Origin of the sequence: Falsiroseomonas oleicola, assembly GCF_019029495.1 — a bacterium.
Classification (GTDB): domain Bacteria; phylum Pseudomonadota; class Alphaproteobacteria; order Acetobacterales; family Acetobacteraceae; genus Falsiroseomonas; species Falsiroseomonas oleicola.
The window spans coordinates 772,692-786,310 of the sequence record NZ_JAERQM010000002.1 but is presented as its reverse complement, the minus strand read 5'-3'; the positions used below and the strand labels follow the sequence as shown (position 1 = coordinate 786,310).

At 69.3% G+C, this 13,619-nt stretch carries 16 protein-coding genes; 2 read left to right on the top strand and 14 right to left on the bottom strand.

Going from position 1 to position 13,619, the window contains the following annotated elements:
* Positions 1 to 32: 32 nt before the first annotated feature.
* Positions 33 to 1,064: a Vgb family protein gene (locus JJQ90_RS10600; RefSeq protein ID WP_216875052.1), complete on the top strand. Its 1,032-nt coding sequence runs from the start codon at positions 33 to 35 to the stop codon at positions 1,062 to 1,064.
* Entirely contained in the window at positions 1,064 to 1,411 is a 348-nt protein-coding gene (locus JJQ90_RS10595; RefSeq protein WP_216875051.1) for a c-type cytochrome, read from the top strand. The genes JJQ90_RS10600 and JJQ90_RS10595 overlap by 1 nt, the downstream gene beginning before the upstream one ends.
* Here the strand turns inward: JJQ90_RS10595 and JJQ90_RS10590 are convergent.
* From JJQ90_RS10590 to JJQ90_RS10530, 14 genes are all read right to left on the bottom strand, one after another.
* A complete protein-coding gene (locus tag JJQ90_RS10590; RefSeq protein WP_216875050.1) occupies positions 1,396 to 2,877 on the bottom strand; it encodes a carboxypeptidase M32 in 1,482 nt (493 codons plus the stop codon). The genes JJQ90_RS10595 and JJQ90_RS10590 overlap by 16 nt on opposite strands.
* Complete coding sequence (locus tag JJQ90_RS10585) at positions 2,874 to 3,542, bottom strand: SURF1 family protein (RefSeq protein WP_216875049.1); 669 nt, start codon at positions 3,540 to 3,542, stop codon at positions 2,874 to 2,876. The genes JJQ90_RS10590 and JJQ90_RS10585 overlap by 4 nt, the downstream gene beginning before the upstream one ends.
* Positions 3,543 to 3,544: 2 nt before the next feature.
* Positions 3,545 to 3,919, bottom strand: coding sequence for a DUF983 domain-containing protein (locus tag JJQ90_RS10580; RefSeq protein ID WP_216875048.1), 375 nt, complete (start codon positions 3,917 to 3,919; stop codon positions 3,545 to 3,547).
* 11 nt (positions 3,920 to 3,930) lie between these two features.
* The gene (locus JJQ90_RS10575) at positions 3,931 to 4,767 is read right to left on the bottom strand and encodes a cytochrome c oxidase subunit 3 (protein WP_216875047.1); all 837 of its coding nucleotides are present in this window, start codon (positions 4,765 to 4,767) and stop codon (positions 3,931 to 3,933) included.
* A 90-nt stretch (positions 4,768 to 4,857) separates the two neighbouring features.
* Positions 4,858 to 5,475 (bottom strand): cytochrome c oxidase assembly protein, encoded by a 618-nt coding sequence (locus JJQ90_RS10570; RefSeq protein WP_216875045.1) that lies wholly within the window; start codon positions 5,473 to 5,475, stop codon positions 4,858 to 4,860.
* A gap of 1 nt (position 5,476) precedes the next feature.
* Entirely contained in the window at positions 5,477 to 5,605 is a 129-nt protein-coding gene (locus JJQ90_RS27280) for a hypothetical protein (protein WP_268958612.1), read from the bottom strand.
* Positions 5,602 to 6,543, bottom strand: a complete 942-nt coding sequence (locus JJQ90_RS10565; protein ID WP_216875043.1) for a heme o synthase — start codon at positions 6,541 to 6,543, stop codon at positions 5,602 to 5,604. The genes JJQ90_RS27280 and JJQ90_RS10565 overlap by 4 nt, the downstream gene beginning before the upstream one ends.
* 6 nt (positions 6,544 to 6,549) lie before the next feature.
* On the bottom strand, positions 6,550 to 8,154 hold the full coding sequence (gene ctaD / locus JJQ90_RS10560) for a cytochrome c oxidase subunit I (protein ID WP_216875041.1): 1,605 nt from the start codon (positions 8,152 to 8,154) through the stop codon (positions 6,550 to 6,552).
* A 39-nt stretch (positions 8,155 to 8,193) separates the two neighbouring features.
* A complete protein-coding gene (gene coxB / locus JJQ90_RS10555) occupies positions 8,194 to 9,141 on the bottom strand; it encodes a cytochrome c oxidase subunit II (protein ID WP_329959422.1) in 948 nt (315 codons plus the stop codon).
* Between the two features lie 347 nt (positions 9,142 to 9,488).
* The gene (locus JJQ90_RS10550; protein WP_216875039.1) at positions 9,489 to 10,181 is read right to left on the bottom strand and encodes a class I SAM-dependent methyltransferase; all 693 of its coding nucleotides are present in this window, start codon (positions 10,179 to 10,181) and stop codon (positions 9,489 to 9,491) included.
* Between the two features lie 90 nt (positions 10,182 to 10,271).
* Entirely contained in the window at positions 10,272 to 11,144 is an 873-nt protein-coding gene (locus JJQ90_RS10545) for a DMT family transporter (RefSeq protein ID WP_216875037.1), read from the bottom strand.
* Between the two features lie 98 nt (positions 11,145 to 11,242).
* Entirely contained in the window at positions 11,243 to 11,734 is a 492-nt protein-coding gene (locus tag JJQ90_RS10540) for a GcrA family cell cycle regulator (protein WP_216875035.1), read from the bottom strand.
* Between the two features lie 136 nt (positions 11,735 to 11,870).
* The gene (locus JJQ90_RS10535) at positions 11,871 to 12,836 is read right to left on the bottom strand and encodes an acetamidase/formamidase family protein (protein ID WP_216875032.1); all 966 of its coding nucleotides are present in this window, start codon (positions 12,834 to 12,836) and stop codon (positions 11,871 to 11,873) included.
* Between the two features lie 82 nt (positions 12,837 to 12,918).
* Complete coding sequence (locus JJQ90_RS10530; protein ID WP_216875030.1) at positions 12,919 to 13,575, bottom strand: hypothetical protein; 657 nt, start codon at positions 13,573 to 13,575, stop codon at positions 12,919 to 12,921.
* Between the last annotated feature and the right edge of the window lie 44 nt (positions 13,576 to 13,619).

The window sequence follows — 13,619 nt, the reverse complement described above, 5'->3', positions numbered from 1 at the left end:
CTACGCAGCGATCCCAAGATGACCGGCGGTTCATGAGGGAGGATGCGATGCGCCGCCGCGACCTGCTGACCCTGGCCGGAGCCACCCTGGCCGCCCCCGCCTTGCTACAGACCCGCCCCGCCGAGGCCAGCACGCCCGTGCCACCTGGCTATCGCGTGACCTGGTTCGACGCCAAGGCCCCCGGCGTGACGGAGCGCGTCGGCTCCCGCGACATCACCGCCGTGGGGGATGGCAGCTTCTGGTTCTGCGGCCAGCGCAACGGCACGCTGAACCGGCTGGACCCGCGCAGCGGCGCGATCCGGGAGGTGAAGCTGGGCCCCGGCGCGCGGCCGCATGGCGTCATCACCGGCCCGGATGGCGCCGCCTGGGTGACGGAGGGTGGGCAGAATGCCATCGCCCGCGTCGATCCGGCGGATCATCGCGTCCAGCTCTGGAAGCTTCCGGAGCGTTTCGCCAATGGCAACCTGAACACCGGCGTCTTCGACAGCCACGGCACCTATTGGTTCACCGGCCAGAACGGCATCTATGGCCGCTTCCAGCCCGCCAGCGAGAAGCTTGATGTGTGGGAGGCGCCGCGCGGCCGCGGCCCCTATGGCATCACCCGCACGCCGCAGGGCACCATCTGGTACGTCTCGCTCGCCGGCAACCACCTGGCGCAGATCGAGGATCTGGAGACCGCGCGGGTCCGAATCGTCGAGCCGCCGACCCCCAACCAGGGCGCCCGCCGGGTCTGGACCGACAGCCAGGGGCGGCTGTGGATCAGCGAATGGAACAGCGGCAATGTCTCCATGCACGATCCGCGCGACGGGTCCTGGCGCGCCTGGCGCCTGCCGGGGGAAAGGCCGCGCGCCTATTCGGTCTATGTCGACCCCTCCGACAAGGTCTGGCTGACCGACTTCCCGGCCAATGCCATCGTCCGCTTCGATCCGGCGACCGAGACCTTCCTGTCCTTCCCCTCCGACCGGCCCGGCGCCAATGTCCGCCAGATGGACGGCGTGGCGGGCGCGGCCTGGGGCGGCGAAAGCGGCACGGACCGAATCGTCCGGATCGAATACGGGCTTTGATGAGGGTGATGGCGCTGGCGCTGGCGCTCACAGGGCCGGCACTGGCGCAGGATGGGCGCGTGGTGTTCGAGAACCACTGCGCCTCCTGCCACGCCGTGGAACGCGGGGCGGAGGCCGGGCCAGGGCCGAACCTCGCCGGCGTGGTGGGGCGGCGCATCGGCGGCGACCGCGCCTTCGGCTACTCGCCGGCGCTGGAACAGGCGGGGCGGAACTGGGACCGCGCCCTGCTGCTGCGCTTCCTGGCCGATCCGGAGGAGGTCTTCCCCGGCACCTGGATGGGCGCCAACAACCTGCCCGAGGCGGCGGATCGCGCCGCGGTGGCGGATTTCCTTCAGTCGGTCAGGTAGCGCGCCGTCAGATGCGCGGTGAAGTCCGCCGGGTCCAGCGGCTTGCCGGTGGCGGCGCGCAGAAGGTCCTGGAAGCCGAGCCGGGCGCCCTGGCTGTGCACCTTCTCCCCCAGCCAGCGCATCATCGGCGCCATGTCGCCACGGGCGAGCTGCGCGTCCAGATCCGGCTCGGCCCGCCGTAGCGCCGCCATCAACTGGGCGGCGGCCATGGCGCCGAGTGTATAGCTGGGGAAGTAGCCGAAGGCGCCGTCATGCCAGTGGATGTCCTGCAGGCAACCCAGCGCGTCGTTCGGCGGGGTGATGCCGAGCGCCCGGGACAGGCCGGAATTCCAGGCCTCCGGCAGGTCGGCGACCTGAAGGCTGCCCTCGATCAGCGCCCGTTCCAGCTTGAAGCGCAGGATGACATGGGCGGGATAGGTCATTTCATCGGCGTCGACGCGAATGAACCCCCGCTCCACCCGCCGCCAGAGTTTTCCGAGATTCGCGGCCGCATAGGGCGCCGGGTCGCCGCCGGCCAGGGCGTGCAAGCGGGTGCCCAGGAACCCCAAAAAGGCGTCGGAGCGGCAGGCCTGCATCTCGACGATCAGGGATTGCGATTCATGCGCCGCCATCCCCGCCGCCTCGCCCACCGGCTGGCGGGCGAAGGCCTCCGGCAGGCCGCGCTCATACATCGCGTGGCCGGTCTCATGCAGCACGCCGAGCAGCGCCTTGGCGACGTTGGATTCGTCATAGAAGGTGGTGATGCGGACATCGGTGGGCGTGCCGCCGCAGAAGGGATGCAGGCTTTCATCCAGCCGCGCATGGGCGAAATCGAGCCCCACCACCTGCGCCATCGCGCGGCACAGCTCCCGCTGCGCCGCCACCGGGAAGGGTCCCGGCAGGGGCAGCGCCGGGCCGCGTCGGGCCTGGATCGCCTCCGCCTTCGGCAGCGCCCCGGCCAGCCAGGATTCATAGGCGGCAAAGACCGGCTCGACATCGGCGGCGGTGACGCCGCGCTGGTAGCCATCCATCAGCGCGTCATAGGGGGTCATGCCCAGCGCCTCGCCCAGCGCCTGGGCGACCTCCCGCTGCAGCTTCACCACCTCGGTCAAGGCGGGACGGACCAGGGCGAAATCGGCGGCGGCCTTGGCCTGGCGCCAGAGCTTCTCGCAGGCCGAATTCGCCCGCTCCACCGCCTCCACCAGATCGGTGGGCAGCGCGGTGGCGCGGCGGTGGTCGTGGCGCATCAGCTCCAGATTGGCCTGGTCCCAGGGGCCCTCGGCCACCGCCTCGGCCAGGTCGAGCGACACATCCTGTGCCACCAGCAGGTCATGCCGCAGCCCGGCCAGGGCCGCCAGTTGTTCGCCCCTCGCCGCGCCGCCCCCCGGCGGCATCATGGCGCTGGCATCCCAATGCAGCATCCCGGCGGCCTCCCCCAGGGCGCCGATGCGGGCGAAGCGGGCGGTCAGCCGGCGATAGGCGGTCATGCGGGATCCTTCAGGCGGCGACGGGCCCAGACGGCGAAGACGCCGAGCAGGGACAGCGCCAGCCCATACCAGGTGATGGCGTAGCCAAGATGGCTGTTGGTCGGACGCGGCAGGGTCCGCGCCGGGTCCGGCAGGCCATTGGCGGCGCCCAGCACCACCAGCCCGAAGGGCGCCACCTGTTCCAGCCCGAGCGCCGCGCCGATGTCCACCGGCACGAAGCTGTAGAAGCGGCGGCCGGCGGTGTCGTTCTGCGCCGCGAAGGGGCCGACCGTCTCGCCGGGGCGGATATACCCTTCCAGCGTCACCATGCCTTCGGGGCGGTGGACCGGCAGGGCGCTTTCCAGCGGCACCCAGCCGCGATCCACCAGCAGGGCCGGCGCGCCGTCGCGCAGCAGCGGCACCAACAGATGCGAACCGAGCACCGGCCCGCGCACCTCCAGCCCCAGCAGCGCTTCCCGCCCATGGTCGAGGCGGCCGGTGACGGCGACCTTGCTGTAGGGCGGCGGATCGGCGGTCAGGGGGATGGCGGGGCCGGCCTCGGCGGCGGCGATATCGGCCAGAAGCTGCGTCTTCCAGTGCAGCCGCTGCCACTGCCATGTGCCGAGCGACAGCAGGATGGCCAGCACCGGCAGCACCAGCAGCAGCGGCAGGACAAGGCGCCGCATGCTCAGCCCCGGCGCTGCCGCCAGGTCAGCGCGATCAGCGCCGCCTTGGCAAATCGCATGGTCAGGATGGAGGCGGGGATCAGCAAGGCGGGCCAGAGCAGGGCATGCACCCAAAGTGGGGGCTCAAGCCGGAATTCCACCAGGAAGGCGCCGATCATGGTCAGCGCGCCGAGCACGAAGATGCCGAGCACCGCCGGCCCATCACCCGAATCCTGGGCCGAGAGGTCCAGCCCGCATTCGCCGCAGGCCGGCACGACATTCAGAAGACCGGCGAAAAGCCGGCCCTGACCGCAGCGCGGGCAACGCCCGAGTCCCGCAGCCCGCCAGAACGGCGCGACCCCGCCCGCAGCCGCGGACGGGGTCGGTTCCAATGACATCAGGCGAGCGATCAGTGCGGCATGATCTCGCCGGCGCCCCACCAATAGACGGTCACGAACAGGAACAGCCAGACCACGTCGACGAAGTGCCAGTACCAGGCCGCCGCCTCGAAGCCGAAATGCTTCTCCGGCGTGAACTGGCCGCGCAGGGCGCGGATCAGGCAGACCGCCAGGAAGATGGTGCCGACGATCACGTGGAAGCCGTGGAAGCCCGTGGCGAGGAAGAAGACGGAGGGATAGACGCCGCCGGTGAAGGCGAAGGGCGCCTCCATGTATTCGACGACCTGGAAGAAGGTGAAGAACAGGCCGAGGAACACCGTCAGCGCCAGGCCGGTGATCAGGCTCTTCCGGTCATTCACCAGCAGCGCGTGATGCGCCCAGGTCACCGTGCAGCCGGACAGCAGCAGGATCATGGTGTTGAGCAGCGGCAGGCCGAAGGGGTCGAAGGTCAGCGTGCCGGCGGGCGGCCAGACCGCGGTGGCGGCGACGCTGCCGGAGACATGGTCCGGAAACAGGGCGAAGTGGAAGAAGGCCCAGAAGAAGGCGACGAAGAACATCACCTCCGAGGCGATGAACAGGATCATGCCATAGCGCAGGCCGAGGCGGACCACCGACGAATGCAGGCCGGCGGTGTTGCTCTCCTTCAGGATGTCGCGCCACCAGAAGAACATGGTGGCCAGCACGCCCAACAGGCCGATGCCCAGCGCCCAGTAGCTGTTGTAATGCGCCACCATGACGATGCCGAGCATCATCACGCCGGCGGCCAGCGCGCCGGCCAGCGGCCAGGGGGACGGGTCCACCAGGTGGTAGGGGTGCTTGTAGGTCGGGTGGCCGGAGTCGCTTGCCATGGTCGTCCTGGTATCCGTTCGGTCTGCCCGCATCCTGGCGGCTGCGTGCCAATCAATCCTCAAACCCCTCGGCTTTTCAAGCCGGGAGGATCAAGGGGTGGAGGTGTTCCTGCGTCCCACATGCGCGCCGGCATTGGCCAGCGCACCGCTGCGCTCCGCGTCGGCCAGGCTGCGGAAGAAGGTGTAGCTGACGGTGATGGTCCGGATGTCGCGCGTATTCGGGTCCTGCGCGATGGCCGGGTCGATCCAGAAGGCCAGCGGCATGTCCACGCGCTGGCCCGCCGTCAACGTCTGCTCCTCGAAGCAGAAGCAGGCGGTCTTGTGGAAATACTTGCCGACCACTTCCGGCGTCACATTGTAGGTCGAGATGCCGGTGGAGGGGCCCTCGCCAGTGCTGACGGCGTTGTAGAAGGCCACCCCCTCCTCCCCCACCCGCAGGCGGAGCGAGGGTGCCGCCGGCTCGAACCGCCAGGGCAGGTTGGGCTGGGTATTGGCGTTGAAGCGGATGGTCATCACCTGCTCCCCGGCGCCGGGCGCCGCGGCGCCACCGATCATCGGCGTGCCGTTGAAGCCGGTGACGCGGCAGAACAGGTCATAGAGCGGCACCGCCGCGAAGCTGACGCCGACCATGCCGGCCACGCCCGAGAAGGCGGCGATGGCGGTGCGGCGGTTGCGGCGGGCCAGGATGGCCTTGCGGTCCTCAACCATCTCAGCCCCCCATCAGCCGGACGGTGGCGATGAAGTAGAACAGCACGACAAGCCCGATCAGCGCCGCCAGCAGCGCCCAGTTGCGGCCACGGCGCCGCTTCTCGAAGGCGAGCTTCTCCGCGGGCGTCATCCGAGCACCAGACGGTCGATGGCGAGCGCGCCGAACAGGATGAACAGATACATCAGGGAGAAGGCGAAGGTGCGCCGCGCCGCCACATCCTGCACCAGGCTGCGGCCGGTTTCGTCCTGCGCTTCCCGCCAGGTGCGGATGGCGTGGTACAGGAAGCCACCGCCCAGCGCCGCGGCCACCGCCGCATAGGCCGGGCCGGCAAAGCCGACGAACCAGGGCGAGAGGCTCGCGATGGCGAGCACCACCGTGTAGATCAGGATCTGCTTGCGCGTCTCCCGCGCGCCTTCCACCACCGGCAGCATGGGCACGCCGGCGCGGGCATAGTCGCCATGCGCCCAGAGCGACAGCGCCCAGAAATGCGGCGGCGTCCAGGCGAAGACGATGGTGAACATCAGCCAGGGCACCAGCGTGACATCGCCGGTCACGGCGGCCCAGCCGATGATCGGCGGGAAGGCGCCGGCGGCACCGCCGATGACGATGTTCTGGCTGGTCCGGCGCTTCAGCCAGGCGGTGTAGACGACGACGTAGAACAGGATGGAAAAGGCCAGCCAGCCCGCCGCCACCCAGTTGGTCGCCAGCCCCATGATGGCGACGGAGGCCACGGCCAGCACCACGCCGAAGCCCAGCGCGCCATTCGGCGCGATGCGCCCGGCCGGGATCGGCCGGCGCTGGGTGCGGCGCATCAGCGCATCGATATCGCGGTCGTACCACATGTTCAGCGCACCGGCGGCCCCGGCGCCGATGGTGATGCAGAGCACCGCCGTCAGCCCCAGCACCGGGTGGATATGACCCGGCGCCACCAGCAGCCCGATCAGCCCGGTGAAGACCACAAGGGTCAGCACCCGCGGCTTGAGCAGCGCCACCCAGTCCCGGACCTCCGACAGATCACTGTCATCGGAGGCGACGTTGGTGGCGGCAGGGGCGATCGTGCTGCTCATTTAATCTTACCGGACCCTCGGAAGTTCGTCGAAGGAGTGGAAGGGCGGCGGGCTGCTGACCTGCCATTCCAGCGTCGTCGCACCCTCACCCCACGGGTTCGCCGCCACCTTCGCGCCGCGCGTGAAGGTCACGAACAGCACGTAGAAGAACATCAGGAAGGCGGCGACCGAGATGTAGGAGCCGATGGAGACCACCAGGTTCCAGCCCGCAAAAGCGTCCGGATAGTCCGGGTAGCGGCGCGGCATGCCCTGGTTGCCCAGGAAGTGCATCGGGAAGAAGGTCAGGTTCACGCCGACGAAGGTGAGCCAGAAATGGATCTTGCCCAGCATCTCCGGATACTGGCGGCCGGACATCTTGCCGAGCCAGTAGTAGATTCCGCAGTAGATGCCGAACACTGCGCCGAGCGACAGCACGTAGTGGAAGTGCGCCACCACATAATAAGTGTTGTGCAGGATCTGCGTCAGGCCGGCATTGGCCAGCACCACGCCGGTCACGCCACCCATGGTGAACAGGAAGATGAAGCCGATGGCGAACAGCATCGGCGTGTCGAACTTCAGCGACCCGCCCCACATGGTGGCGATCCATGAGAAGATCTTGATGCCGGTCGGCACGGCGATGACCATCGTCGCCGCCATGAAGTAGGCGCGCGTGTCGACGTCGATGCCCGACTGGAACATGTGGTGCGCCCAGACGATGAAGCCCACCACGCCGATCGCGACCATGGCATAGGCCATGCCGAGATAACCGAAGATCGGCTTGCGGCTGAAGGTGGACACGACGTGGGAGACGATGCCGAAGGCCGGCAGGATCATGATGTAGACTTCGGGGTGGCCGAAGAACCAGAACAGGTGCTGGAACAGCACCGGGTCGCCGCCGCCGGCCGGGTCGAAGAAGGCCGTGCCGAAGTTGCGGTCGGTGATGAGCATGGTGATCGCGCCCGCCAGCACCGGCACCGCCAGCAGCAGCAGGAAGGCGGTGACCAGCATCGACCACACGAACAGCGGCATCTTGTGCAGGGTCATGCCCGGCGCGCGCATGTTGAAGATGGTGGTGATGAAGTTCGCCGCGCCGAGGATGGAGGAGGCGCCGGCCAGATGCAGGCCGAACAGCGCCAGGTCCATCGCCGGGCCGGTCTGGTAGGTGTCATCCGACAGCGGCGGATAGATGGTCCAGCCCGCGCCCGCGCCGCCGCCGATGAACAGCGAGGCGCCGAGCAGCAGGAAGGCCGGCACCAGCAGCCAGAAGCTGATGTTGTTCATGCGCGGGAAGGCCATGTCCGGCGCACCGATCATCAGCGGCACGAACCAGTTGCCGAAGCCACCGATCAGCGCCGGCATGATGACGAAGAACACCATGATGAGGCCATGGGCCGAGACATAGGCATTCCACATCTGGCCATCGGCGAAGATCTGCATCCCCGGCTCTTGCAGCTCTATGCGCATGAGCAGGGACAGGCCGATGCCGACAATCGCCGCGATCAGCGAGAAGCCGATGTAGAGGGTGCCGATGTCCTTGTGATTGGTGGAGAACAGCCACCGGTTCACGAAGTTCGGCTTGTGGTCGTGATGGTCGTGGCCATCGTCGTGGGGCGCGTGGGTCGCGGTCGCCATCGGGGTGTATCCGCTTCTGGTGTTGGCTTCAGACCCGCCTTAGCGGCGGGCCTGGGCGACGATCATCTGGGTCTGCGCCGCATCGGCGCCAGGGGCGGCGGTGGCATCAGGCGCGGCGGCCAAAGCGCGCGGCGCGCCCGGCGGCAGGCCCTGGGCGAAGCGCGTGCGCGCCTCGGCGGCCCAGGCGTCGAATTCCGCCTGCGGCACGGCGCGCACCACGATCGGCATGAACCAGTGGTTCACACCGCAGATCTGGTTGCACTGGCCGTAGAAGGTGCCCGGGCGGTCGGCCCGCATCCAGGTCTCCAGCGTCCGGCCGGGAATGGAATAACGCTGCACGCCCAGCGACGGGATGAAGAAGGAATGGATCACATCCTGACCGGTGCTGAGGATGCGGATATTGGCGCCCACCGGAATCACCAGGGGATTGTCAACTTCAAGGTTGCGCATCTGGCCGGCCGCCAGATCGGCGTCCTGCACCGGGTAGCTGTCGAAGGTGAAGTTGCCGTTGTCCGGGTAGCCGTAGTGCCAGTACCACTGGCGGCCCTGCACATTGATGGTCAGGTCCGCATCCACCGTCCGGTCCTGGTAGTAGATCAGGCGGAAGGACGGGATGGCGATGACCACCAGGATCAGCACGGGCACCACCGTCCAGGCGATTTCCAGCACGGTGTTGTGGCTGGTGCGGGACGGGTTCGGATTGGCATCGGCGCGGAACTTCCAGACCACATAGGCCAGCAGAAGCGCCACGAAGATCGTGATGACCACGATGATCCAGAAGACCAGCGTGTTGAAGGACGAGATCGCGTCCTTGATCGGCCCGCCGGATTGCTGAAGGCCCATGCCCCAGGCCACAGGTGCGCCGACCATGCCGGCATCCTGCGCCAAGGCCACACCCGGCGCGCCCAAAGCGGCTACCGCCGCCAGCAGCGCCCACATTGCCAGGCCGGAAAGCCGGCCCGTCATTTCCCGAAACGCACCGATCACGTGCCGCATCCTGTCATCCCGTCAGCGCACCGCGTCGCACGCCGAAACTGCAGCCGACCAGGGGGCGGCCCGCCCGCCCCAGGTCCCAATCGCGCCTCTTCCACCGCCGCCGCGGCAGGTCGCGTTGCGGGCGGACCATAGTGGTGCCTCCCGCGCCGCACAAGGGACGCGCTTGGCCTTCCACAATCGCGCCCGGCACCGAGGCCGGGCATCTGCACCATTGGGAAGGTTAAGAAATTTGCCCACAAGACGGGCGAAGCGGCCTCGCGCCGTACCCGCGGATGCGGCGCCCCGGCGCTCTATCCATACACCACCGCGGGGCGGCGACCCAAGCCCTGATGCCCAGCTCAGGCGGCGATGGCCAGGTCGGCCTTGGGCTGGTTGCGCACGCGCACCAGGGTGAACAGCCCGGCCGGCTGGCAGGGCTCGATTGCCTCCACCTGCACCATCGCCGGGTCCAGCAGGTCGCGCAGCGCGAAATCCGGATGCCAGCCGAGCAGGCGGGACAGCGGCGCCATGGCGCGTTCCACCCACCAGCGCGGCCCATCCTCCGCCGCGAAATGGTTCACGAAGAGCAGGTGCCCACCCGGCCGCACCACGCGCGACATCTCGGTGAACAGGCGCTTGGCGTCCGGCACCACGCTGGCGGTGAACATCGCCACCGCGATGTCGAAGGCGCCATCGGCGAAGGCCATGTGCTCGGCATCCATCTCGGCGAGGCCGATGACCTGGCCGAGTCGCTCCGCCTTCACCCGCTCCGCCGCCTTCTCCAGCATCTCCCGCGACAGGTCGATGCCGACCACGCGCTTGTCGCCACGGTAGCGCGGCAAAGCGAGGCCGGTGCCCACCCCCACCTCCAGCACCCTTGTGCCGGGCAGGCGATTCACCTCCGCCACCGCGCGTTTGCGGCCGAAGGCGGAGACGCCGCCGAAGACCGCGTCATAGACCCCGGCCCAGCGCCGGTAGGCGTCGCGAACGCCAGCGGCGTCGAGCGCCGCGCGGGGATGGTCGCGATCGGGAGCATCAGTGCGGATGGTCATGCCGGGCCGTTTGCAGGAATGCGCAAGGGGCTAGTCCCTCCGGGGCGGTTTAGGCAAGCCCGATGATGCAACGCTTTTGCAATCGTCATGTCACGCACCCTTCGCCGGCCGCCGCTCCGGCAAGGCGACGAGCACGCCGCCCACCGCGATGATGCCGGCGCCAAGCGCGGTCCAGCCATCCGGCCAGTCGCCGAAGACCAGAACCCCCGCCACCCCGGCCCAGAGCAGTTGCACATAGGACATGGGCGCGAGGACGGAGGCCGGCGCACGGGCGAAGGCGAGCACCAATATGCTGTGCCCCGCCGCCCCCAGCAGCCCGAGGGCCGCGAAAAGCGGCCAGTCCCAGGCCGCCGGCGCCTGCCAGACAAAGGGCTGGGCCAGGCCGGTCAGCACCAGGGCTGCGATCGAGGTATGGACGAAGGTGGTGTGCGGATCGTCCACCGCCGCCAGCCTGCGGGTCAGCAATTGATAGGCGGTATTGGCCACCGCGGTGACCAGCGGCAGCAACATCGCCCAGTGCAGCGCCTGCCCGGTCAGGAAGGGCGGCCGAAGCGCCACCATCACCCCGGCGAAGCCGATGCCGACGCCGATCCAGCGACGCAGGGAGACCTTCTCCCCCAGCCAGAGCGAGGCCAGCGCGACGGTCATCACCGGGGCGGCGAAGGCCACCGCGGTCGCATCCGCCAGCGGAACATGGATCAGCGCCACGGCGATGGCCGCATTGGCAGTGGCGAGGCACAGGCTGCGCAGAGTCTGCAGCCCCGGCGCCCGGCTGCGAAAGGGCACCCGCCCCGTCATCAGCTTCAGCGTGACCACCACCAGCAGGGTGTGGAAGCAGAAGCGCACGAACATCAGTTGCGGCACCGGGTGGCTGGCCACCAGCACCTTCAGAAGCGCGTCCATGGTGACGAACAGGGCGAGCGCCACAAGTTGCAGCAGCACACCCTGGAGGGATCGCGACATGTCCGATCCTATGCCACAGCCGGCACCGCGCCGGCACCCACGGCCGTGGCTGGACCACCCTGCCGAATCGGCAGGGCGGGATCACGCAGGTCCTGGCCTCAGGCCGCGTCCTCGCGCCGGTCGCGTGCCTTCACATAGGCCACGGCGGCATGCTGCGAGCAATAGGGCTTTCCGGACAGCGCCTCGGCCGTGCAGAAGCGGAAATCGGCGGTGCCGGGCTCGCCGATCGGCCAGCAGCAGCTTCGAGTCGAGCCGAGGCGCGGGAAGGCGCGCACCACCGAACTCGGCGCCGCCACGACCGCAGGCGGTGCGACAGATGCCAGGCTGACAGGCGCGTTGGAGGGCGATGGCGACAGGGTGCTGCGCGGCGCCACGCTGGCGGGGCGCGGCAGCCGTGGCGCGGTGGCCGCGGGACGTTCCGCCGGCGCCTCGCGCCGGATCGGGCTCGGCCGCGCCGACAGGTTCAGGCGGTGCGCCTTGCCGACGACGGCATTCTTCGAAACACCCATGCGGCGACCGATTTCCGCCGTCGAATGTCCTTCCGCCCAGAGCGCCCGAAGCCGCTCGATGGCCTCCGCAGTCCAATCCATGCGCTCTCTCCGAGCCCCCGCTGACACAACATACGGTAGGGCAACGCCCGGGAGGACTACAAGCTGTAGAATGGCCGGGAGCGCATGAATCCTGTGGACAGAGTCAGGAAAATCCCTTGGAACGATTAACGTTCCATCAGAACAGCAGCCCCTTCTTCAGCAGGCCGTGCACCCCCTTCTCCCCATTCACCGTCTGCGTCACCCGGAAATCGACGGCGAGCGAACAGAGCTGATAGGCGTCGGCGGCCGAGACGTTCATCCGCGCCACGATGAAGCCGATCATCTCCCGCAGCGCCTGCTTCATGGCAAGGTCCAGATCCTCGTTCAGCCCCATGGAGACGAAATGTGTTTTCGTCTCGGCGCGCGGGAAGCGGAGCGCCGGATCGGCCGTGCCGCCGCCCTTCTCCAGGGTCAGGCGGAAATGGCCGGTCAGGCACATCTCCAGCGCGTTGATGCAGACCTCGCCATCGCCCTGCACGCCATGGCCGTCACCGGCCGAGAAGTTGCCGCCCGGCACATGCACGGGCAGCCACAGCGTGGTGCCGGCGGTCAGTTCCTTGTTGTCCAGGTTGCCGCCATGGGCGCGCGGCTCCTTGGTGCTGATCGCGCCCCAGGCGGGCGGCGGGGCCAGGCCCATCACGCCGAAGAAGGGCGACAGCGGCAGGGTCACGCCGGGGCCGACCGGCACCCGCCCGGTCATCGCCGCCTTGTCCACCGGGATGTGCAGCATGCGGGCATAGGGGAAGTCTTCCGGCAGCGTGCCGCCCAGCGGGCGGAACCCGCAGAAACCCCAGTCGCAGCCGAGGTCGATCTGCTCGATGTCGATGCGCAGCGCGTCGCCGGGCTCGGCACCCGCCACCGCCACCGGGCCGGTCAGGATATGCGGGCCGAGTCGCGGCGGCTTCGATGCATGGATGGCGGCGAGCGCCGGCGGCGGCAGCAGCCCGGTCTCCGGCTTGGGCATCACCTCCGGCGCGCCGGAGACGCATTCCAGCACCACCAGGTCGCCGCTGGCGATGGTGGCCACCGGGGCGAAGCTGGCATCGAAGGCGCCCCAGCGGATGGTCTCGGGCGTGGCGGCGACGCGGTGGGTCTGGGGCATGGGGCGACCTTGGCTGGGGGTTTGGCGCTGTGGGGGCAGTGCAGCAAGGTGCGCGCGGCCGGTCAACGCATCCGCGCGGAATTCAATGCGCCCGCAGCCTCTGGCTCAGCCGTCGCTGGTCGGCCGGGCAGACTCGGCCGAGCCGGCGATACTCCTGCGGGGTGTCGATCGCGTCATGCCCCGCCTCCCGCGCCGCGCGCAGCCGGGCGAGCACCGGCTCCACCGCCTCGGTCAGCCCCTCCTGCAATTGCAGGGCGGCGGCACCGGCATTCGGCGCCTGGGCCTGGGCACGCGCGGCCCAGGCGCGCGCCGTGGCGCGCAGCCCTTCCGCCGCTTCCCGCAGGGTGCGACGGTTCACCTCGGCATGGCGACGCTCATGCGCCAGCACCTCCCGCGCCAGGCAGCCGCGGGGCGGAATCTCCCGCGCCAGGCGGATGCTGTGTTCGGCATGCAGCAGGCTGAGCCGGATTTCGGAGGGCACGCCGCAGACCGGGCCATTGCCCGCCCCCTGGCTGCGCACCGTGATCTCGCTGCGCCATTCCACCCGGGACAGGGTCAGGCCGAGATGGTGCAGCACCGTGCCCTGGCTGTAGGCCTCCTCCGGCAGGTCGGCCAGGCGGCGCAGCGCATCCGCGCTGACCGGATTGAGCACGCGCGGTTCGGGATCGGAGATGGTGACGCGCACCAGCGGCGTGCCGCGCGGTGGGCAGGCCACAGGCGCCGGGGTGGGCGGCGGCAAGGTCTGCGCCTGCCCCTGCCCCACGGCCAGCATCAACAGCAGCG

Excerpts from the sequence above, each read along its gene's own strand:
- JJQ90_RS10585 (WP_216875049.1), bottom strand. The coding sequence starts at position 3,542 with ATGCGGCGCCTTGTCCTGCCGCTGCTGCTGGTGCTGCCGGTGCTGGCC.
- JJQ90_RS10550 (WP_216875039.1), bottom strand. The coding sequence starts at position 10,181 with ATGACCATCCGCACTGATGCTCCCGATCGCGACCATCCCCGCGCGGCG.
- JJQ90_RS10595 (WP_216875051.1), top strand. The coding sequence starts at position 1,064 with ATGAGGGTGATGGCGCTGGCGCTGGCGCTCACAGGGCCGGCACTGGCG.
- JJQ90_RS10565 (WP_216875043.1), bottom strand. The coding sequence starts at position 6,543 with ATGAGCAGCACGATCGCCCCTGCCGCCACCAACGTCGCCTCCGATGAC.
- JJQ90_RS27280 (WP_268958612.1), bottom strand. The coding sequence starts at position 5,605 with ATGACGCCCGCGGAGAAGCTCGCCTTCGAGAAGCGGCGCCGTGGCCGC.
- JJQ90_RS10545 (WP_216875037.1), bottom strand. The coding sequence starts at position 11,144 with ATGTCGCGATCCCTCCAGGGTGTGCTGCTGCAACTTGTGGCGCTCGCC.
- ctaD (WP_216875041.1), bottom strand. The coding sequence starts at position 8,154 with ATGGCGACCGCGACCCACGCGCCCCACGACGATGGCCACGACCATCAC.
- JJQ90_RS10590 (WP_216875050.1), bottom strand. The coding sequence starts at position 2,877 with ATGACCGCCTATCGCCGGCTGACCGCCCGCTTCGCCCGCATCGGCGCC.
- JJQ90_RS10580 (WP_216875048.1), bottom strand. The coding sequence starts at position 3,919 with ATGTCATTGGAACCGACCCCGTCCGCGGCTGCGGGCGGGGTCGCGCCG.
- JJQ90_RS10570 (WP_216875045.1), bottom strand. The coding sequence starts at position 5,475 with ATGGTTGAGGACCGCAAGGCCATCCTGGCCCGCCGCAACCGCCGCACC.
- JJQ90_RS10540 (WP_216875035.1), bottom strand. The coding sequence starts at position 11,734 with ATGGATTGGACTGCGGAGGCCATCGAGCGGCTTCGGGCGCTCTGGGCG.
- JJQ90_RS10575 (WP_216875047.1), bottom strand. The coding sequence starts at position 4,767 with ATGGCAAGCGACTCCGGCCACCCGACCTACAAGCACCCCTACCACCTG.
- JJQ90_RS10600 (WP_216875052.1), top strand. The coding sequence starts at position 33 with ATGAGGGAGGATGCGATGCGCCGCCGCGACCTGCTGACCCTGGCCGGA.
- JJQ90_RS10535 (WP_216875032.1), bottom strand. The coding sequence starts at position 12,836 with ATGCCCCAGACCCACCGCGTCGCCGCCACGCCCGAGACCATCCGCTGG.